This is a genomic window from Streptomyces cadmiisoli, from assembly GCF_003261055.1.
GTDB lineage: Bacteria > Actinomycetota > Actinomycetes > Streptomycetales > Streptomycetaceae > Streptomyces > Streptomyces cadmiisoli.
Genome location: NZ_CP030073.1, coordinates 5,238,364 through 5,258,821, shown reverse-complemented (window position 1 = coordinate 5,258,821; position 20,458 = coordinate 5,238,364). Strand labels below are relative to the sequence as shown.

Sequence of the window (20,458 nt, the reverse complement as noted above, 5' to 3'; positions counted from 1 at the left end):
CTGAGCCGCCGCCGGTCACGGCCGATGTGATCACGGTCTGGGCCCCGGCGGTCACGGCCGCTTTCCCGACGATCCGGGTCCCGGCCGACCGGAACATGCGGGTGCCCCCGTGCCGATGGCAGCGCGGGGGCACCTTCGTGTCGGTGGGGGTCAGCCGGTGTTGCGCAGGCCGGCCGCCACGCCGTTGACGGTGAGCAGCAGGGCGCGGGCCAGCAGCGGGTCGGGCTCGGTGCCCGCCTCGGCGGCGTCGCGCTGGCGCTTGAGCAGCGCGACCTGGAGGTAGGAGATGGGGTCCAGGTAGGCGTCGCGGATGCTGAAGGTCTGCCGCAGGACGGGCTGGGCGTCGAGGAGTTCGTCCTCGCCGGTGATGCGGAGGATCTCGGACACGGTCAGTTCGTGCTCGGCGCGGATGGTGTCGAAGACGTGCTTGAGCTCGTCGGGAACGAGGGTGTCGACGTAGTGGCCGGCGATCCGCAGGTCGGTCTTGGCGAGCGTCATCTCGACGTTGGAGACGAAGTTGCGGAAGAAGTGCCAGCGCTCGTACATCTCGTCGAGGACGGCGGCTCCCTCCTGGCGCATGCCGGCCTGGCGGAGCGCCTTGAGGCCGGAGCCGACGCCGAACCAGCCGGGGACGATCTGGCGGGACTGGGTCCAGCCGAACACCCAGGGGATGGCCCGCAGGCCGTCCAGGCCGGCGCCGGAGTCGGGGCGGCGGGAGGGCCGGGATCCCAGGTGCAGGTCGGCGAGCTGGTCGACCGGTGTGGAGGCGAAGAAGTAGGCGGGCAGGTCGGGGTCCTCGACGAGTCGCCGGTAGGCGGCGTGCGCGGCGTCGCTGACGGCGTCCATGGCGGCGTCCCAGCGGGCCAGGGCCTGGACGGACTGGCGGGGCGCGGTGTGCAGGGCGGAGGCCTGGAGGGTCGCGGCGACCGTGAGTTCCAGGTTCTCGCGGGCCAGCGAGGGGATCAGGTACTTGTCGGAGATGACCTCGCCCTGTTCGGTGACCTTGATCTCGCCTTCCAGGGTGCCCCAGGGCTGGGCGAGGATCGCGTCGTGGGTGGGGCCGCCGCCGCGGCCGACGGTGCCGCCGCGGCCGTGGAAGAGCCGCAGTCGTACGCCGTAGCGGTGGGCGACGTCGCGCAGTCGGCGCTGGGCGCGGTGGATCTCCCACTGGCTGGTGGTGATGCCGCCGAACTTGGAGGAGTCGGAGTAGCCGAGCATGACCTCCTGGACGTCGCCGCGCAGGGCGACCAGCCGCCGGTAGGAGGGGTCGGAGAGCATGTCCTCCAGGATGGTGTCGGCGGCCTTGAGCTCGTCGGTGGTCTCCAGCAGGGGCACGATGCCGATCTTCGCCCAGCCGGCGTGCAGGTCGATCAGTCCGGCCTCGCGGGCCAGGACCGCGGCGGCGAAGACGTCGTCGGCGCCCTGGCACATGGAGATGATGTACGACTCGATGACCTCGGGTCCGAAGACCTGAAGGGCCCGCTTGACGGTCCGGAAGACGCCGAGGGTCTTCTGGCCGGCCGCGTCGACGGGCGCCGGGGTGGGGGCCAGCGGGCGGCGGGAGCGGAGTTCCTTGGCGAGCAGCTTGGTGCGGTAGTCGCGCGGCATGTCGGCGTACCGCCAGGATTCCTCGCCGAGCCGGTCGAAGAGCTGGCCGAGGGCGTGGTGGTGGGCGTCGGCGTGTTCGCGGACGTCCATGGTGGCGAGCTGGAGGCCGAAGGCGGACAGGGTGCGCAGGGTGCGGTCGAGGCGGCCGTCGGCGAAGAGGCCGCCGCGGTGCTCGCGCAGGGAGCCCTGGATCAGCTTGAGGTCGTCGAGGAGTTCGGAGGTGCCGAGGTAGTCGCGGCCCGCTTCGTGCGGGATGCCCTTGGCGAGGCGCTGCTTGGTGTTCTCCAGCTTCTGCCGGATGCAGGTGGCCTTGAGGCGGTAGGGCTCCTCGGCGTTGAGGCGCTTGTAGCGGGGGCTGATCTCGGGCAGGCGGTCCAGGTCGGCGCGGAGGGATTCGAGGAGTTCGTCGGTGGCGCCGCTGTAGCGGATGGAGTTGGACAGGAAGCCGCGCAGCTCGTCGATCATCTCCAGGGCGTCGTTGATGCCGTGCTCGTGCTGGAGGATGAGCACGTCCCAGGTGACGTCGGGGGTCACGTTGGGGTTGCCGTCGCGGTCGCCGCCGATCCAGGTGCCGAAGGTCAGGGGGCGGGTGCCGTCGGGCATCTGGACGCCGACGCGTGCCAGTTCGGAGGTGAGGTCCTCCAGGACGTCGCCGACGGCTCCGGCGTGCAGTTCGTCGAGGTAGTAGATGGCGTTGCGGGCCTCGTCGGCGGGTTCGGGGCGTACGACGCGCAGTTCGTCGGTCTGCCAGACGAGGTCGATGTTCTCGGCCAGTCGGGTGTCGTGGCGGCGGCGGTCGGTCTCGATGACGGGGGTGTCCAGCAGTTCGGCGATGCGCCGGAGCTTGTTGAGTACCGAGCGGCGTGCGGCTTCGGTGGGGTGGGCCGTGAACACGGGCCGGACGTTGAGGTGGCGGACGGTCTCCCGCAGGTGTTCGGGGTCGGCGTCCTTGAGCCGGTCGGCGGTACGGCTGAGGAGTCCGCCCTCGGCGGCGCGCCGGGCGCGCAGTTCCCGGCCGCGGTGCACCTGTTCGGTGACGTTGGCGAGGTGGAAGTAGGTGGAGAAGGCGCGGACCAGCTTGGCCGCGGTCTCCAGTTCGGTGCCGCGCAGCAGTTCGGCGGCGGCCTCGCCGTCCTCTCGGGTGAGGCGGCGTACCTTCTCGACGAGTTCCAGCAGCTCGGGGCCCTCCTGGCGGACGAGGGTCTCACCGAGGAGATCGCCCAGCCGGCGGATGTCGGCGCGCAGCTCGCTGCTGGTCGTCGTGGTGTGGTCGTCGGCACTGCTCACAGGTGCGGCTCCTTGCAGTGTTGAAGCTCGTCTGGGAGGGAACCCGGTGCCCGTCGCGCGGCGGGGACGCCGCATACGGGCCGGACTTCCGGGAAGTAAACAGAGCGGACCGCGCTGTCCGACCGATTCCAAGGATAGGTGTCGGGCGGGACGCGCAGGCCCGTGGGCTCTTGCCGCCGGGCGACGCGCTGACATACTTACGTCGCCGTAGGTTACGGGAGCGTAGGGAAGGCTCATTTCGGGCCTTTCCCGGATTTCCTCGGCCCGGCACCTGTCTCAACCCTCGAACCCCACAGGGGACGCCCCATGACCACGAGCTCCGATGTGATCGACGATGCCTCGGACGCGACCGCCCAGGCCACTGCCGCGGACCATCCGCCCGCCACTCTGGGTGGCGACCGGAAGGGTTCGGTCGAGCAGCTCGCCCTCCTGCTCTTCATCATCGTCCCGTTCCTCGCGCTGATCGCGGCGATCCCGCTGGCGTGGGGCTGGGGCGTGAGCTGGCTGGACCTCGGCCTGCTGGTTTTCTTCTACTTCCTCGGTTGCCACGGCATCACGATCGGCTTCCACCGGCATTTCACCCACAGTTCGTTCAAGGCCAAGCGGCCCTTGAAGATCGCGCTGGCCATCGCGGGTTCGATGGCGGTCGAAGGGCCTCTGGTGCGCTGGGTGGCGGACCACCGAAGGCACCACAAGTTCTCCGACGCGGAGGGCGATCCGCACTCCCCGTGGCGTTACGGCGAGACGGTGCCGGCCCTGATGAAGGGCCTGTGGTGGGCGCACATCGGATGGATGTTCGACGAGGAGCGCACCCCGCAGGACAAGTACGCCCCGGACCTGATCAAGGACCGGACCCTTCGGGCGATCTCCCGCCAGTTCATCGTGTGGACGATCCTGTCGCTGGCGCTGCCGGCGCTGATCGGCGGTCTGGTGACGATGTCCTGGTGGGGCGCGTTCACCGGCTTCTTCTGGGGTTCCCTCGTGCGGGTGGCGCTGCTGCACCACGTGACCTGGTCGATCAACTCGATCTGCCACGCGGTCGGCAAGCGGCCGTTCAAGTCCCGGGACCGCTCGGGCAACGTGTGGTGGCTGGCCGTCCTGTCGTGCGGCGAGTCCTGGCACAACCTGCACCACGCCGATCCGACGTCGGCGCGGCACGGTGTGGAGCGCGGCCAGATCGACTCCTCGGCGCGGCTGATCCGCTGGTTCGAGCTGGCCGGCTGGGCGTACGACGTGCGCTGGCCGTCACGCTCACGTATCGATTCGCGGCGTAACACCGGCGAAGACGGCTCCCGGCGCCGGAAGGAGACCGCCGAGGCGGCATGATTGACGCCGTGGCGACCGACTCCAGCAGTACCCCCAGCAACGACAAGCCGCGGCGTACGCGCCGCACCCGGATGACCGGTGCGGAGCGGCGCCAGCAGCTGCTGGAGATCGGTCGCACCCTCTTCGCGGCGAAGGGGTTCGAGGGCACGTCGGTGGAGGAGATCGCGGCCAAGGCCGGGGTGTCCAAGCCGGTGGTGTACGAGCACTTCGGCGGCAAGGAGGGCCTGTACGCGGTGGTGGTGGACCGTGAGATGCGGCGGCTGCTGGACATGGTGACCGGCTCCCTCACCGCCGGTCACCCGCGTGAACTGTGCGAACAGGCGGCGTTCGCTCTGCTGGACTACATCGAGGAGTACACGGACGGTTTCCGCATCCTGGTCCGTGACTCGCCCATCCCGCAGTCGACGGGTTCCTTCGCGTCCCTCATCTCGGACATCGCCACCCAGGTGGAGGACATCCTGGGGCGCGAGTTCAAGAACCGCGGTTTCGACAGCAAGCTCGCCCCTCTCTACGCGCAGGCCCTGGTCGGCATGGTCGCCCTGACCGGCCAGTGGTGGCTGGAGGTCCGCCGCCCGAAGAAGGCGGAGGTGGCGGCGCACCTGGTGAATCTGGCCTGGCACGGGCTGGACGGGCTGGAGCAGAAGCCGCGGCTGATCGGGCACCGCAAGAACTGAACGCGGCCGTCACGCGGGCCGGACGGCCACGGCGAAGATCCGCCGGAACGGGAACGGGGTGCCGTGCCGGCCGGGCGGGTAGGCCTCGCGCAGGGCGGCCCGGTACTCGTCCTCGAATTCCCGTGCGGCGTCCGGGTCGTCGGCGAGTGCCGCCAGGACCGGGCGCAGACCGGTGCCCTTCACCCAGTCGAGGACCGGGTCCTCGCCGGTCAGCAGGTGGATGTACGTCGTCTCCCAGGCGTCCACGACGCAGCCGAGGCCGGTGAGGCGTTCCAGGTAGGCCTCGGGGGTCAGGACCGCGTCGGTGTGGCGCAGGATGCCGTCGAGGCGGGCCCGCCGGTGCGGGGAGCGGGCCAGGTCGCGCATGAGGCGGTGGCTGGGGGCGTCGAAGTTGCCCGGGACCTGGAAGGCGAAGGTGCCGCCGGGGTTGAGCGCGCCGATCCAGTCGCCGAACCGGTCGGCGTGTCCGGGGACCCACTGGAGGGTGGCGTTGCTGACGATCAGGTCGTGCGGCTCGTCGGGGGTCCAGGTGCGGGCGTCGGTGTGCGCGAAGTCGAGCCGGCCGCCGCCGGGGGTGGTGCCCTTGTGTCCGGCGCGGGCCCGGTCGAGCATCTCGGGCGAGTTGTCGTGGCCGGTGATGCGGGCGGTGGGCCAGCGGGCGGCGAGCAGGGCGGTGACGTTGCCGGGGCCGCAGCCCAGGTCGGCGATCCGGGGCCGGCCGGAGGGCAGCTCCGGGACGCGGGCCAGGAGGTCGGCGAAGGGGCGGGCGCGGTGGTCGGCGTGGCGCAGGTACTGCGCGGGGTCCCAGGTGGGGGTGGGCATGGCGGGCCTTCCTCGAAGTCACCGTAGGTCGGCTTCAGCTTCCCCCGCAAGATATCTTGACGTCAAGAGACTTCATGTCGACACAACCACTACACTGATCGCCATGGAGGACGAGGTCGATCGGCTGGTCGCAGCATGGCGCCGGGAGCGCCCGGACCTCGACGTGGAACCGCTCGAAGTGCTCAGCCGGGTGAGCCGGCTGGCCCGGCACCTGGATCGCGCACGCCGGCTGGCGTTCGCCGAGCACAACCTGGAGCCCTGGGAGTTCGACGTCCTGACGGCGCTGCGCCGCGCGGGCACCCCGTACCAGCTCTCTCCTGGGCAGCTGCTGACCCAGACGCTCGTCACCTCGGGCACGATGACCAACCGCATCGACCGGCTGGCGAAGAAGGGCCTGGTCGAGCGTCTGCCCGACCCCAGCGACCGGCGCGGTGTGCTGGTACGTCTGACCGATGTGGGCCGGGACCGCGCCGACCAGGCGCTGGCGGGCCTGCTGGACCAGGAGCGGGCGATCCTCGCGGAACTCTCCCGCGCCCAGCGCAGCGAACTGGCGGCCCTGTTGCGCCAGCTGACCGCGCCGTTCGACAACATCCCCGGCTAGCGCCCACCACCGCACAAGAACCGTCCGACCGTTCCGGTCCGCCTCGCGGCGCCGGCGCGCACGAGGACCGTCCGACCGTTCCGGTCCGCCTCGCGGCGCCGGCGCTCCGGGCGGCGGCCCGCAGCGGCGCCGAGGGGGCCCGGCGCGCGGACCCCCTCTGCCGTACCGGTCAGGCGCTGTTGCTCGCCTCGGCCCTGATCTGCGCGGCGGGCCCCAGATCGACCGGGCCCACGCCGGCCCGCCGGGCCAGCGCGACCGCGGCCAGTGTGGAATGCACGCCGAGCTTGCCGAGGACGTTCTGCATATGGGTGCGCACGGTGTGCGGCGACAGATACAGCCGCTCCGCGACCGCCTTGCGCCCCAGCCCCGCGACCATGCACCGCAGCACCTCGCGCTCGCGCGGCGTGAGGGACTCCACCAGGCGCTCGCTCTCGGTGCGGTGCTTGCGGGCTGCGGTCAGTTCCCGCAGCACCCCGGTCAGCAGGGCCGGCGGCAGATGCGTCTCGTCGCGCAGGACACCGCGTATCACCGTCAGCAGCCGGGACAGCGAGCAGTCCTTGGCGACCCACCCGCCGGCGCCCGCCTGGAGGGCGAGGGCCGCGCGCCGCGGATCGTCCTTCTCGGCGAGGACGACGATCCGGACCGCGGGCTGCGCCGAACGGACCGCGGCGACGAGCGAGAGCCCGTCCACCACCCCGTCGAGCCCGCCCTCCTGCACGGGCACGGGCACGGCGGGCCGCACCGCGGGTATGTTCCCGCCCAGATCGGCGTCGACGAGCAGCACGTCGAACCGGCGGCCCTCGGCGGCGGCGCGTTCCAGACTGCGCAGTGCGGCCGGGCCGCTGCCGGCCGCGGAGACGTCCACGTCCGGCTCGGCGGCCAGGGCCGCCGCCAGGGACTCGGCGAAGATGCGATGGTCGTCGACGACCAGGACTCGGATGCGAACCACGAAACCCCCTTCCCCAAGCTCTCCACGAGCAGGGGATTCATCGTCGGGAGCCGACGGCCGGTGCGGGTACGACGCCTGAAGCGCTCCCGGGTTGTCTGTGTCTGCCGTTCCCCCGGACGGGGCCGCGCAGCCGCACGGCCGCCGCCGTGCTGAGACTGCTACCCCCACTTCGGGCGTCGTACCCGACTTGCCTCGCCCCCTGAACAGCACCGGCCCCCACCGGCGCTGCTCATCAGGGTACGGGCGGGGGCCCGGAGCGGAAGTCAATTTGCAGAACTGGTTGTCCAGCGCGTTTATGGTGAGCCGCATGTTTCGTATGGAGACAGAAGTCGACAAGTCGCGGCGCGATCTTCTCCGCTCCCGGCTCCGCGCGACGAACACGGCCGCCTCGCCCGTGCTGCGCGCCCTGCGGGGCACCCCGGGCGAACGCGAAGTGCCGCTGCACGTCTGGGTCCTGGACGACGCCGGTGACCTGGCCGGCGGACTGGTCGGCCACACCTGGGCGACCTGGCTGCACGTGACGTACCTCTGGGTGGACGAACGCCACCGGGGAGCGGGCCTCGGCTCGCGTCTGCTGGCCGAGGCGGAGCGCGTGGCCGGGCAGGAGCGGGGCTGCGCGGCGTCCCGGCTGGAGACCTGGGACTTCCAGGCGCCGGACTTCTACCGCAGGCACGGCTACGACGTGGTGTGCGTGATCCCCGGCTACCCGCCGGGGATCACGGAGTTCACGCTGACGAAGCGGCTGGACGCGCCGGGCCCGGGGCGTCCGGGCCCGGCGCGGTGACCCGGGCGCCGGGGCCCGCGGTCCGGGCCCGGGTCCGGGGCGTCAGACCAGCCGGCGGGCTCCCGCCGACGGCACCGCCTCGAACACCCGCGGCGCGGTGAGACCGGCCGAGGCGAAGGCCTCCTCCACCGCCTTGGTGATGGCGTCCACGTCGGCGGCCTCGGCCAGCACCACGGCCGAACCGCCGAATCCGCCGCCGGTCATCCGGGCGCCCAGCGCGCCCGCGGACACCGCGGTCTCCACGACCAGGTCCAGCTCCGGGCAGGAGACGCGGAAGTCGTCGCGCAGCGAGGCGTGACCCGCCGTCAGGACCGGGCCGATGGCCCGGGTCTCCCCCGACTCCAGCAGCGCGACCACCCGTTCGACGCGTTCGTCCTCGGTGACCACGTGGCGGACCAGGCGGCGCACCTCGGCCTCGTCGCCCAGACGTTCCAGCGCCGCCTCCAGCCCGTCGTACGGGATGTCGCGCAGCGCGTCGACGCCGAGGAGGGCGGCGCCCTTCTCGCAGCCGGCCCGCCGCTTGCCGTACTCGCCGGTGCTGTGCTCGTGCTTGACGCGGGTGTCGACGACCAGCAGGCGCATGCCCTGCGCGGCCAGGTCGAAGGGGATCTGCTTCTGGGACAGGTCCCGGGTGTCCAGGAACAGGGCGTGTCCCGCCGTGCAGCACGCCGAGGCCGTCTGGTCCATGATGCCGACCGGGGCGCCGACGTAGACGTTCTCCGCGCGCTGGCACAGGCGGGCCAGCTCCCAGCCCTTCAGGCCGAGGGAGAACAGGTCGTTCAGCGCGAGCGCGACGACCACCTCCAGTGCCGCGGAGGACGACAGGCCCGCGCCCGCCGGGACCGTCGAGGACAGGTGGATGTCGGCGCCGGTGACCGGGTGCCCGGCCGCGCGCAGCGCCCAGACCACGCCCGCCGGGTACGCCGTCCAGGACTTGTCCGAGCCCGGCTCCAGCGCGTCCGCGGACCGTTCCGTCACGCCGCCCTCGACGTCCGCGGAGTGCAGGCGCAGCACGCCGTCCGTGCGGCGTGAGACCGCGGCGACCGCGACGTGCGGCAGCGCGAACGGCATCACGAAGCCGTCGTTGTAGTCGGTGTGCTCGCCGATGAGGTTGACCCGTCCCGGTGCGGCCCACACGCCGTCCGGATCCGCTCCGTACAGTTCCCGGAAGCGCTCGGCGACGGCCCCCGCGACGCCCCCGTCAGTCCCGCTGCTCATTCCCTGACCCCTGACCTTCCGTTGTTCCACTGACCGCGCCGCTGCTGTTCTACCGACCGCGCCGCTGCGCGAATTCCCATGCGTCCGCGACGATCCCGGCGAGGTCCGTGCGGGACGGGTTCCAGCCGAGCCGTTCGCGGGCCGTGCCCGCGGACGCCACCAGGACCGCCGGGTCGCCGCCGCGGCGCGGCGCCACGACCTCCGGGATCGGGTGGCCGGTGACCCGGCGGACCGTCTCGACGACCTCGCGGACGGAGAAGCCGCTGCCGTTGCCGAGGTTGCAGATCAGGTGCTCGCCCGGGGCCGCCGCCGTCAGCGCCAGCAGGTGGGCCTCGGCGAGGTCGGCGACGTGGATGTAGTCGCGCACGCAGGTGCCGTCCGGCGTCGGGTAGTCGTCGCCGTAGACCGAGATCGCCTCACGCCTGCCCTGGGCGACCTGGAGCACCAGCGGGATCAGGTGCGACTCGGGGTCGTGGCGCTCGCCGAACTCGCCGTACGCGCCCGCCACGTTGAAGTAGCGCAGCGAGACCGCGCCCAGGCCGTGCGCCTTCGCCTCACCGGTGATCATGTGGTCGACGGCGAGTTTGGAGGCGCCGTAGGGGTTGGTCGGGGCGGTGCGGGCCGTCTCGACGATCGGCACCTCCTGCGGCTCGCCGTAGGTGGCCGCGGTCGAGGAGAACACCAGCTTGCGCACGCCCGCCTCGCGCATGGCGCCGAGCAGGGCCATCGTGCCGCCGACGTTGTTGTCCCAGTACTTCTCCGGCTTCACGACCGACTCGCCGACCTGGGAGGAGGCGGCGAAGTGGAGGACGGCGTCGTAGGACGAGTCCAGCCATTTGGCGGCGTCGCGGATGTCGCCCTCGACGAAGACGGCGCCCGCGGGCACGCCCTCGCGGAAGCCGGTGGAGAGGTCGTCGAGCACCGTGACCTCGTGGCCCGCCTCCAGCAGATGCTGGGCGACCACACTGCCGACGTAGCCCGCACCACCGGTGACCAGGTACTTCCCGCTCATGAACTCGCTACCTCTCGCAGTCGCTCGGCCGCGCGCTCCGGCGGCACGTCGTTGATGAACACGCTCATGCCGGACTCGGAACCCGCGAGGAACTTCAGCTTGCCGGAAGTACGGCGGATGGTGAAAAGCTCCAGGTGGAGCGCGAAGTCGTCACGGCTGACGCCCTCGAACTCCGCCAACTGGCCGAACGGTGCCTGGTGCCACGCCGCGATGTACGGCGTCGGCGACTCCGCGTCCCCGAAGATCCGGTCGAAGCGCTTCAAGAGTTCCAGATAGACCCGCGGGAATTCGCCGCGCGCCGCGTCGTCCAGACCGAGCAGGTCGGGCACCCGGCGCCGCGGGTACAGGTGGACCTCGTACGGCCAGTGCGCCGCGTACGGCACGAACGCCACCCAGTGTTCACTCGCGAGGACGACCCGCTCGCCGGCGAGTTCACGCTCCAGGACCGCGTCGAAGAGGTTCTCCCCGCCCGTCGCCTCCTTGTGGGCCGCGACGGAGCGGAGCGTCAGCGCGGTGCGGGGCGTGGTGAAGGGGTACGCGTAGATCTGCCCGTGCGGGTGACCCAGTGTCACACCGATCTCCGCACCGCGGTTCTCGAAGCAGAACACCTGTTCCACGGAGGGCAGATGGGACAGCTCCGCCGTCCGGTCCGTCCACGCGTCCAGGACCAGGCCCGCCTGCTCCTCGCCGAGGTCGGCGAAGGAGGCGTTGTGGTCGGAGGTGAAGCAGACGACCTCGCAGCGGCCGGAGTCGCCGGCCAGCGACGGGAAGCGGTTCTCGAAGACCACGACGTCGTACGACGAGTCCGGGATCTCGCTCAGCCGGTCGCCCCGCGTCGGACACAGGGGGCACTCGTCGGCCGGCGGGTGGTAGGTGCGGCCCTGGCGGTGCGAGGCGATGGCGACCGAGTCGCCGAGCAGGTCGTCGCGGCGGATCTCCGACGTCGTGACGGTCGGGTCCAGCGGACGGCGGTCGACCGCGTCGCGCACGGTGTCGTCGCGCAGGTCGTAGTAGATCAACTCACGGCCGTCGGCGAGACGGGTCGAGGTCTTCTTCACCGCGGACTCCATTCGAGCCACCCAAGCATTCAACAGAACTCAACACACCAAAACACAACTCACCACGACAGTCAACATCACAATCAATCAAAGCTCGACATCGGACGTGTTCAATGAACGAACGCGGAGGCGTAGGTTCCGCCCCGGACCAGTTCAGGAATCAGTTCCGGCACAGTTCCCGCAACGAAGCGAGCGTGTATGGAAACCCCCACATACCTGGCCGCCGAGCTACGGCTCCCCACCAACTGGCTCGACTACACGATCCTCGGCATCTACTTCGTCGTCGTCCTCGGCATCGGGTTCGCCGCCCGCCGGTCGGTCAAGACCAGCCTCGACTTCTTCCTGTCCGGGCGCTCCCTGCCCGCCTGGGTCACGGGCCTGGCGTTCATCGCGGCCAACCTCGGCGCCACCGAGATCCTCGGCATGGCCGCCAACAGCGCGCAGTACGGCGTCTACACCACCCACTGGTACTGGATCGGCGCCATCCCGGCCATGGTCTTCCTCGGCCTGGTGATGATGCCCTTCTACTACGGCTCCAAGGTCCGCTCGGTTCCCGAGTTCCTGCTGCTGCGCTTCGACCGGGCGGCGCACCTGCTCAGTTCGATCCTGTTCGCCTTCGCCGCCATCCTGATCGCCGGCGTCAACCTCTACGCACTCGCCATCGTCGTCGAGGCGCTGCTCGGATGGCCGGAATGGGTGGCCATCGTCGTCGCCGGGTTCTTCGTGCTCGCCTACATCACCCTCGGCGGCCTGTCCTCGGCGATCTACAACGAGGTGCTCCAGTTCTTCGTGATCCTCGCCGCGCTGATCCCGATCGCCGTGCTCGGCCTGCGCAAGGTCGGCGGCTGGGACGGACTGTCCGAGACCCTCACCGAGACCCGCGGCGCGGACTTCATGACCGCCTGGGGCGGCACCGGCATCGGCAGTGACAACCCGCTCGGCGCGAACTGGCTCACCATCGTCCTCGGCCTCGGCTTCGTCCTCTCCTTCGGCTACTGGACGACCAACTTCGCCGAGGTGCAGCGCGCGCTGTCCGCGAAGAACCTGTCCGCGGCCCAGCGCACCCCGCTGATCGCCGCGTTCCCGAAGATCTTCATCGTCTTCCTGGTGATGATCCCCGGCCTGGTCGCCGCCGTGCTGGTACCGAACATCGGCAGTCCCGAGTCCGGTCTCCAGTACAACGACGCCATCCCCTATCTCATGGAGGCGCTGCTCCCCAACGGTGTCCTCGGCATCGCGGTCACCGGACTGCTCGCCGCGTTCATGGCGGGCATGGCGGCCAACGTGTCCTCCTTCAACACCGTCTTCACCGCCGACATCTGGGCGCGGTACGTGGTGCGGGGCCGCGAGGACGAGTACTACGTCCGCTTCGGCCGGCTCATCACGGCGATCGGAGTGTTCGCGTCGATCGGCACGGCGTTCCTCGCCCGGTCGTTCTCGAACATCATGGCCTACCTCCAGGCGCTGTTCTCCTTCTTCAACGTGCCGATGTTCGTCGTCTTCATCATCGGCATGTTCTGGCGGCGGGCGTCCATGAAGTCCGGTTTCTGGGGACTGCTCGCCGGCACCACGGCCGCGATGGTGAACTACTTCGTCATCTACAAGCAGGGCATCATCGACATCCCCTCCGACCAGGGCGCCAACTTCGTCTCCGCGATCGCCGGTTTCGTCGCGGGCGCGGTCGTCATGGTGGCCGTCTCCCTGTTCACCGCGCCGAAGACGGAGGAGGAACTGCAGGGACTGGTCTACGGCACCCGCTCCCCCGGAATGGCCGAGCCGCCCGCCAAGGGCGACGACGCCTGGTACCGCAAACCGGCGCTGCTGGGCTGGAGCGCCGTGATCCTGGCCGCCGCCTGCTACATCCCGTTCTCGTTCACGTTCTGACCGCGGGAGGATGGAGAGACCATGTCCGAAGACCACGGCTACTCCGACAAGGACGTCCAGCGGGAAGTCACCGAACTCCAGAGCAGGTCCGCGACCGCGGCACGCCTGTTCGACATCCGCCGTCTCATCGGCGGCCTGTTCGTGCTCTACGGCGTCATCGTCACCATCGCCGGACTGACCGACGACGAGGCGGCGATCGCCAAGGCCGAGGGCGTCAACATCAACCTGTGGACGGGACTGGGGATGCTGCTCCTCGGCCTGTTCTTCCTGGCCTGGCTGAAACTGCGGCCGATCGCACCGCCCACCCCGGTCGCCCCGCCCGACGAGAAGACGCCGGACCACTGAGAAGGAGGGCCGCACCCGGCAGCCCCCGTACCGACCCGGGCCCGGACCGGACCGGGCCGGGCCGGCGCGGGGCGGCCCGGAACCCGGTGCAGCCCCGCGGCCCGGCCGGCTCAGCCCGCGTCCTCGGGCGGGCCGTTGCGCTGTCGTGGCGGCGGTGGCGGCAGGGACGGCGACGGAGGCTGAAGGGCCGGCGCCGCCCGGTCCAGCAGACCTGTGCGCGCGGCCAGCGCCGCCGCCTCCAGACGGGACCCGACGCCCAGTTTCATCAGGACGCGCTGGACATGGGTGCGCGCGGTGGACGGCGCGATGCCCATCCCGGCGGCGATGAGCCGGGTGTCCTCGCCGTCGGCCACCCGGACCAGGACCTCGACCTCCCGCGGAGTCAGCATCTGCAGCAGCCGCTGCCCCTCGTCGTCGGGCTGGGCCGCGGGGTTCAGCAGTTCACCGAACGCGCCTTGCAGCAGTTGCGGGGCGACCGCCGCCTCGCCCGCCCTGGCCTTCATGATCGCCCGCTCGACGCCTTCTATGCGCTCGTCGTGACGGACGTAGCCGGACGCGCCCGCCGCGAAGGCCGCCGCGATGCCGCGCGGACTCGGCACCGGGCCCAGCACCAGCATGGCCACCTGCGGGCGCTCCCGCTTGATCCGCACCACCGGTTCGAACGCCCCCGGTTCGGCCGGCGCGGCCGTCCCCAGCAGGCACACCTCCGGCGCCCGCGCGATCACCAGCTCGGCCGCCCCCGCGGCCGGTGCCGCCGCGGCCAGCACCCGGTGACCCCGCAGCTTCAGCGCCGAGGCCAGTGCCTCGGCGAGCAATCGGTGGTCGTCGACCACCATGAGCCGCACTCCCATCGAGCAACCCCCCAGTCCCCCCAGTGGACGCCCACCATGGCTGCCCACCGGGCCCCACGGACAGACCCGGAACGGGCCCCGACCGACCCTGGAACGGGCCCGGTCGGACCCCGAGGACGCAGGCCCCCCGGCACTCCGTCCTTCATGCCCCCGGAAGCTACACGCTTGTTCGACGTTGCGCTGCCCCTACTGGTGAGAAGTGCCCCGGATCGCCGAAATTCCTCGCATTCGAGGGTGTTGAGCGGTACGCGCACGGCCCCGCCCCTGAGCAGGGACGGGGCCGTGCGGCCGGAGCGTGCGCGATCAGCCGCTCGTACCGAACGCGACCACGAGGTACTCCTGGCCCCCCGAGGACGACCCGCTGGCGTACACGTCGGCCATGTACAGGCGACCCTGCGAGTAGCGGATCTCCGAGTACTCCGGGGACATGCTGGTCTCCACGTCCCGCACCGCCTCCGTGGCCGGGTTCTCCAGCAGCACCGTCTGCTTGAAGGTGCCGCCGTCGATGCTGACGATCTGCCCGCCCTTGTCGTACGGGGGACGCTTGTACGCGATCACGTTGCCGCCGTCCATCCGCAGCGGCGTGATCGTGTAGCCGTCGCCCGCGTCGGCGCGCTGGCCGGTCTGCCTGCCGGTGAGCAGATCGAAGACGACCACCTCGTTGGTCCGGCTGTACTCGCCGGAGGCGGCCTCGTGCTCCTCCGTCGGCACGAACAGCCGGTCGTCGCCGACCGCGATGCCGGAGCAGTCCTCGATCCGGGTGATGCCGTCGCACTCGGCGGCGTAGTCGTCGCCCGGCGCGGAGATGCGGGCGCGCAGCTTGCCGGTCTTGTTGTCGATGGAGAAGAAGTCCGAGATGCCGCTGCCGTCGCCCGCGGAGTCGCCGACGTCGGCGGCGACGACCAGCGGGTCGGTCGACACGACGCTGGCGTACTCGATGCCCTTGGCCAGCTTGTACTCGGAGATCACCTTCCCGGACTTCTGGTCGATGGTCTGGATGTGCAGCTCGCGGGCGTCGTACGCACCGCACTTGCGCACGGCGACGAGCTTGGGGCCGCCGCCGTACCCGGCGTCGTAGCAGGTGTCGGCCGGCTTGGGCGTCCACAGCGCCTTGCCGGTGGCGAGGTCGAAGGCGGCGCCGCCGCTGGTGCTGCCCACGGCCACGGTGCCCGCGCTGACGGTGACGTTGTCGAAGTTGATCGGCTGGTCACCGGAGCCGGCGGTCTTCGTCCACAGCTTCTTGCCGGTGTCCAGGTCGATCCCGGCGACCTGGCTGCACCCCTCGGAGGAGTTCTTGGCGGGCATCCGCGGCTGGAAGAGGACAGCCGTCCTGTTGTCCTGGGAGACATGCCGGGAGGCCTGGCAGACCGGGCCGGGCAGCTTGATCGTCCACAGCTTCGTGCCCTTGCCGGGGTCGTAGCCGACGATCTCGGCGATGCCGCTCTTGGCGTACACCTTGTCGGTCAGCCAGGAGCCCTCGACGACGAAGGTGTCGTCCTTGTCGACCTTGGGCTGCGGAACCTGGAACAGCACCTTGGAGCCGGTGTCGGAAGGCACCTTCTCCGCGCCCTTGGTGGAGCCGTCGTCGCCCTTGTCGCCGCCGCCGGTGCCGCCGCTGGAACTCGCGGTGTCGTCCTTGCCCTTGTCGTCACCGGAGGATTTCGCGTACAGGACACCACCGCCGATGATCAGGGCGATCGCGACGACGGCCGCGACGATGATGACCAGTTGCGCGTTCGGCTTGCGGCCGCCGCCGGCCGGTCCGCCCGGCTGCGGGTGGAGCGGCATCGTCTGCGGCGGATAGCCGTAGCCGGGCTGCTGGCCGTACGGACCGGGCTGCTGGGGGTAGCCGTACGGGTTCGGCTGCCCGCCCGGGTAGCCGTAGCCGGGCTGCGGCGAGCCGTGCGGGGGCGGTGGGGTCTGCGGCGGTCCCTGCGGGTGGCCGTAGGCGGGCCCGCCCTGCGGGGGCTGCTGGGCCGGCGGCGGGGGCGTCTGCGGGGCGCCGAAGCCGGGCGGCTGCTGCGGGGGCTGGTCCTGGGGGTTCTGGGGATTCTGGGGATTCTGGGGATTCTGGGGGTTCTGGGGGTTCTGGGGGTTCTGGGGAGCGCCGAACCCTCCCCCCTGCGGGGGCTGGTTGGGCGGCGGGGGCGGCGGCTGGGTCATGACGTGGGTACCTCGGGTGAACGGGGACGGAAGGAGTCTTGGGAGCGCGTCACTTGCCGTAGGCGAGCATCAGCTTCTCCCTCGCCTCGTCGTCTCCGGTCAGGCGTGTGGACGACAGGTAGAAACGTCCGTCCACCCAGTCCATGTCGCGTGAGAAGAAGCCGTTCTCGATGGCCGAGGCGCCCGCCGGGTTCTGGAGCAGCTTCACCGGCTTGTGGCTGCTGCCGGTCGTCGGGATCGACACGATCTGGCCGCCGGCGTCGTAGGACGGCTGGACGTAGGCGATGAGCTTGCCGCCCTCGACCCTCAGCGGCAGCATCGTCTCCTCCGCGGGGGACTTGACGCGCCACTTCTCCTTGCCGTTGGCGAGGTTGATCGCGACGATCTCGTTGGCGCTCGCGGATGCCTCGGTCGGCAGGTAGAGCGTGTTCGCGTCTGCGGCCACGCCCTGACAGCCCGTCAGGTCGCGCTGGAGGACGGACCAGCCGCAGTCGGGGGCGAAGTCCTCGTCGAAGTCGACCTGGGAGCGGAAGCCGCCCTTGGCGTCGAGCGCGGAGATGTTCCAGGCGTCCTTGTCGTCGTTCGTGCTGTAGACGACCAGCGGATCCACCGAGTAGGTGCGCGCGACGCGCCAGCCCTTGTCGAACCTCTGGGTCCACTTGGTCTTGCCGGTGCGCGGGTCCAGTTCCTGGATCTCGTCGTGCTCGTCGTCCGTGCTCGCACCGCAGGAGGAGACCGCGATCAGCCTGCTGCCGCCCGCGAACGCGGTGGGGAAGCAGGAGTCGCCGTACCGCTTCTTGTCGAACAGCTTCTTGCCGCTCGTCGCGTCGTAGGCGGTACCGGACTGCGAGCGGCCCACCATCAGCGTGTTGCCGGTCAGGGACAGCTCGATGGTGATCGTGCTGTCGAACAGGGCGCCGTCGGCGACCTCGGCGGTCCAGCCCTTGTCACCGGTGCCCAGGTCGACCTGCTGGAGCTGGTTGCACTTGGCGCGGTCGCTGGCGCCGTTCATGTACGCGACGACGACCTTGTCGTCGGCCGTCCTCTGCGGGGTGACCGCACAGATCTTCTGCGGGAAGGTGATGGGGTCCCAGGCCGGGCTGCCGTCACCGACGTCGTAGGCGAACAGCTGCTTGTACGCCGCCTTCACCGCCGTCTTGTCGGTGACCCACATGCCGGGGGCGTCGGCACCGGAACCGGGCGCGTCGGGCGCCTCCTTGTACCAGAGCACCTTCGCCTCGCCCGCCTTGCGGCCCGCGTTGAGGTCCTCGGTGTCCTCGCCGCCGTCGCCGCTGCCGTCGCCGGGGTTGACCGGGTCGTCGGAGGCGGTGGGCCCGGGCTCGCCGCTCTTCCCGGCGACCGGCTTCCCGGCCGGCTCGTCGTCACCGCCGGCGAGGGCGACCACCGTGCCGCCCATGACGAGCAGCGCCGCGACCGCCGCGCCGGCCACCAGCGCGGGCCGGCCCTTGAAGGGATTGCGCGAGCCGGAGCCGGGCGACGGGGTGCCGGGGTACTGGGGCTGCGGGTAGCCGTAGCCGGGCTGCCGGCCGTAGGGCCCCGGCTGCTGCGGCTGACCGTAGGGGCCGGTCGGCGCGCCGTACGGACCGGGGGTGCCGTACGGGCCCGGCTGGGTGTACGGGCCGGGCTGCTGCTGGGGGTAGCCGTACCCGGGCTGCGGGGGGCCCTGCGGAGGCGGGGGTGTCTGAGGCGGCTGGGCGGGCGGCGGCGGTGTGCCCTGCGGCGGGACCTGCGGTGCGCCGAAGCCGCCCTGCGGCGGATCCTGCGGCGCGCCGAAGCCCCCCTGCGGCGGCGGACTGGGCGGCTGGCTCATCAGCGGTTCCCCCTTGTGACCGATGTGGCACCGCGCCCGGTGGCGCTGCGTGTTCGCCACACCCATGCTTCTCAGACGATTCTCAGACGGCCCTTTCTATCACCAGGTGCGGGCAGCGCACCGGGCCGGATCCGCCCCTGTTCCCAAGGGAGAACCGGCCCGTGATGGCCTCGTTACGCGCCTTCACGCCCCCTTCACGCGACGTGCGCGGCCCTCGTGCAGCGCTCGGTCAGGCGTCCTCGGCGAGTTCGAGCCAGCGCATCTCCAGCTCCTCGCGCTCCCCCGTCAACCGCCGCAGCTCGGCGTCGAGTTCGGCGACCTTCGCGAAGTCCGTGGCGTTCTCGGCGATCTGGCCGTGCAGCTTGGTCTCCTTCTCGGAGACCCGGTCCAGTTGCCGCTCGATCTTCTGGAGTTCCTTCTTGGCGGCACGCTGGTCCGCGGCGCTGCTCCGCTCGGCGGCCGGGGCGGCCGGCGCGGAGGCGGCGGCCACCTCCTCCATCTTCCGGCGCCGCTCCAGGTACTCGTCGATACCGCGCGGCAGCATCCGCAGCGTGCCGTCGCCCAGCAGGGCGTACACGTTGTCGGTGGTGCGCTCGACGAAGAACCGGTCGTGGGAGATGACGATCATCGTGCCGGGCCAGCCGTCGAGGACGTCCTCCAGCTGGGTCAGGGTCTCGATGTCGAGGTCGTTGGTCGGTTCGTCGAGGAAGAGGACGTTGGGCTCGTCCATGAGCAGGCGCAGCAGCTGGAGGCGGCGCCGCTCACCGCCGGACAGGTCGTCGACCGGCGTCCACTGCTTCTCCTTGTTGAAGCCGAAGGTCTCGCAGAGCTGACCCGCGGTCATCTCGCGGCCCTTGCCGAGGTCGACGCGCTCACGCACCTGCTGGACGGCCTCCAGGACCCGCCAGTCCGGGTTCAGCTCGGCGACCTCCTGCGAGAGGTACGCGAGCTTGACGGTCCGGCCGACCGCGATCCGCCCGCCGGCCGGCTGCGCCTCGCCCTCGGTACGGGCCGCCTCGGCCATGGCCCGCAGCAGGGAGGTCTTGCCGGCGCCGTTGACGCCGACCAGGCCGACGCGGTCGCCGGGGCCGAGCTGCCAGGTGACGTGCTTCAGCAGCACCTTGGGCCCGGCCTGGACGGTGATGTCCTCCAGGTCGAAGACGGTCCTGCCGAGCCGGGAGGAGGCGAACCTCATCAGCTCGGAGCGGTCCCGGGGCGGCGGCACGTCCTTGATCAGCTCGTTGGCGGCCTCCACGCGGAAGCGCGGCTTGGAGGTGCGAGCCGGGGCGCCGCGGCGCAGCCAGGCCAGCTCCTTGCGGACCAGGTTCTGCCGCTTGACCTCCTCGGTCGCGGCGATCCGCGCCCGCTCGGCACGGGCGAAGACGTAGTCGGAGTAGCCGCCCTCGTACTCGTGGACCGCGCCGCGCTGGACGTCCCACATGCGGGTGCAGACCTGGTCGAGGAACCAGCGGTCGTGGGTGACGCAGACCAGGGCCGAGCGGCGCTCGCGCAGATGCGCGGCGAGCCAGGCGATGCCCTCGACGTCGAGGTGGTTGGTGGGCTCGTCCAGGACGATCAGGTCCTGCTCGTCGATCAGCAGCTTGGCCAGCGCGATCCTGCGCCGCTCACCGCCGGAGAGCGGGCCGATCACCGTGTCGAGGCCCTTCGGGAAGCCCGGCAGGTCGAGGCCGCCGAACAGACCGGTCAGCACGTCCCTGACCTTGGCGTTGCCGGCCCACTCGTGGTCGGCCATGTCGCCGATGACCTCGTGCCGGACGGTGGCCGCGGAGTCGAGGGAGTCGTGCTGGGTGAGCACGCCCAGGCGCAGGCCGCCGGAGTGGGTGACCCGGCCGCTGTCGGCCTCCTCCAGCCTGGCGAGCATGCGGATGAGGGTGGTTTTGCCGTCTCCGTTGCGGCCGACCACGCCGATCCGGTCGCCCTCCGAGACGCCCAGGGAGATGCCGTCGAGAAGCGCACGGGTGCCGTACACCTTGCTGACGTTCTCGACATTGACCAGGTTGACGGCCATTTTGCTCCTGCTCGCG

At 71.1% G+C, this 20,458-nt stretch carries 16 protein-coding genes; 6 read left to right on the top strand and 10 right to left on the bottom strand.

Annotated elements, in window-relative coordinates:
* Positions 1-150 precede the first annotated feature (150 nt).
* Positions 151-2,895 (bottom strand): phosphoenolpyruvate carboxylase, encoded by a 2,745-nt coding sequence (gene ppc, locus DN051_RS22920; RefSeq protein ID WP_053761015.1) that lies wholly within the window; start codon positions 2,893-2,895, stop codon positions 151-153.
* A gap of 306 nt (positions 2,896-3,201) precedes the next feature.
* On the opposite strand from ppc, the gene DN051_RS22915 reads away from it, so the two are divergent.
* Positions 3,202-4,221, top strand: a complete 1,020-nt coding sequence (locus tag DN051_RS22915) for an acyl-CoA desaturase (protein WP_053761014.1) — start codon at positions 3,202-3,204, stop codon at positions 4,219-4,221.
* A complete protein-coding gene (locus DN051_RS22910) occupies positions 4,218-4,895 on the top strand; it encodes a TetR/AcrR family transcriptional regulator (protein ID WP_053761013.1) in 678 nt (225 codons plus the stop codon). Before DN051_RS22915 ends, DN051_RS22910 begins: the two co-directional genes overlap by 4 nt.
* A gap of 9 nt (positions 4,896-4,904) precedes the next feature.
* On the opposite strand, the gene DN051_RS22905 is transcribed toward DN051_RS22910, so the two are convergent.
* Positions 4,905-5,717 carry a trans-aconitate 2-methyltransferase gene (locus DN051_RS22905; RefSeq protein ID WP_112439402.1) on the bottom strand — a complete coding sequence of 271 codons (813 nt, stop codon included), beginning with the start codon at positions 5,715-5,717 and terminating at the stop codon, positions 4,905-4,907.
* 103 nt (positions 5,718-5,820) lie between these two features.
* Here DN051_RS22905 and tamR point away from each other — a divergent pair, with 103 nt between their 5' ends.
* Positions 5,821-6,318, top strand: coding sequence for a MarR family transcriptional regulator TamR (tamR, locus tag DN051_RS22900; RefSeq protein WP_053761011.1), 498 nt, complete (start codon positions 5,821-5,823; stop codon positions 6,316-6,318).
* A 169-nt stretch (positions 6,319-6,487) separates the two neighbouring features.
* On the opposite strand, the gene DN051_RS22895 is transcribed toward tamR, so the two are convergent.
* Positions 6,488-7,267 carry a response regulator transcription factor gene (locus tag DN051_RS22895; RefSeq protein WP_053761010.1) on the bottom strand — a complete coding sequence of 260 codons (780 nt, stop codon included), beginning with the start codon at positions 7,265-7,267 and terminating at the stop codon, positions 6,488-6,490.
* A 295-nt stretch (positions 7,268-7,562) separates the two neighbouring features.
* Between DN051_RS22895 and DN051_RS22890 the strand changes: the two genes are divergently transcribed.
* On the top strand, positions 7,563-8,051 hold the full coding sequence (locus DN051_RS22890; RefSeq protein WP_079001326.1) for a GNAT family N-acetyltransferase: 489 nt from the start codon (positions 7,563-7,565) through the stop codon (positions 8,049-8,051).
* Between the two features lie 42 nt (positions 8,052-8,093).
* Here DN051_RS22890 and galK read toward each other — a convergent pair whose 3' ends face one another.
* From galK to galT, 3 genes are read right to left on the bottom strand one after another with little or no spacing between them, the layout of a single operon-like run.
* Entirely contained in the window at positions 8,094-9,269 is a 1,176-nt protein-coding gene (gene galK, locus DN051_RS22885) for a galactokinase (RefSeq protein WP_053761009.1), read from the bottom strand.
* 49 nt (positions 9,270-9,318) lie between these two features.
* Complete coding sequence (gene galE, locus DN051_RS22880) at positions 9,319-10,281, bottom strand: UDP-glucose 4-epimerase GalE (RefSeq protein ID WP_053761008.1); 963 nt, start codon at positions 10,279-10,281, stop codon at positions 9,319-9,321.
* On the bottom strand, positions 10,278-11,339 hold the full coding sequence (gene galT, locus DN051_RS22875; RefSeq protein WP_053761043.1) for a galactose-1-phosphate uridylyltransferase: 1,062 nt from the start codon (positions 11,337-11,339) through the stop codon (positions 10,278-10,280). Before galT ends, galE begins: the two co-directional genes overlap by 4 nt.
* 198 nt (positions 11,340-11,537) lie before the next feature.
* Between galT and DN051_RS22870 the strand changes: the two genes are divergently transcribed.
* Both DN051_RS22870 and DN051_RS22865 read left to right on the top strand, forming a co-directional pair.
* A complete protein-coding gene (locus tag DN051_RS22870; protein ID WP_053761007.1) occupies positions 11,538-13,223 on the top strand; it encodes a sodium:solute symporter family protein in 1,686 nt (561 codons plus the stop codon).
* Positions 13,224-13,244: 21 nt separating this feature from the next.
* Entirely contained in the window at positions 13,245-13,568 is a 324-nt protein-coding gene (locus DN051_RS22865; RefSeq protein WP_053761006.1) for a hypothetical protein, read from the top strand.
* 110 nt (positions 13,569-13,678) lie between these two features.
* Here the strand turns inward: DN051_RS22865 and DN051_RS22860 are convergent, their stop codons facing one another.
* The 4 genes from DN051_RS22860 to DN051_RS22845 all read right to left on the bottom strand — a co-directional run bounded on the left by DN051_RS22860 (position 13,679) and on the right by DN051_RS22845 (position 20,442).
* Positions 13,679-14,419, bottom strand: coding sequence for a helix-turn-helix transcriptional regulator (locus DN051_RS22860; RefSeq protein ID WP_079001324.1), 741 nt, complete (start codon positions 14,417-14,419; stop codon positions 13,679-13,681).
* A gap of 303 nt (positions 14,420-14,722) precedes the next feature.
* Entirely contained in the window at positions 14,723-16,582 is a 1,860-nt protein-coding gene (locus DN051_RS22855) for an outer membrane protein assembly factor BamB family protein (RefSeq protein ID WP_112439401.1), read from the bottom strand.
* Between the two features lie 49 nt (positions 16,583-16,631).
* A complete protein-coding gene (locus DN051_RS22850; protein WP_112442388.1) occupies positions 16,632-18,413 on the bottom strand; it encodes an outer membrane protein assembly factor BamB family protein in 1,782 nt (593 codons plus the stop codon).
* A gap of 229 nt (positions 18,414-18,642) precedes the next feature.
* A complete protein-coding gene (locus DN051_RS22845) occupies positions 18,643-20,442 on the bottom strand; it encodes an ABC-F family ATP-binding cassette domain-containing protein (protein WP_112439400.1) in 1,800 nt (599 codons plus the stop codon).
* Positions 20,443-20,458: the final 16 nt, after the last annotated feature.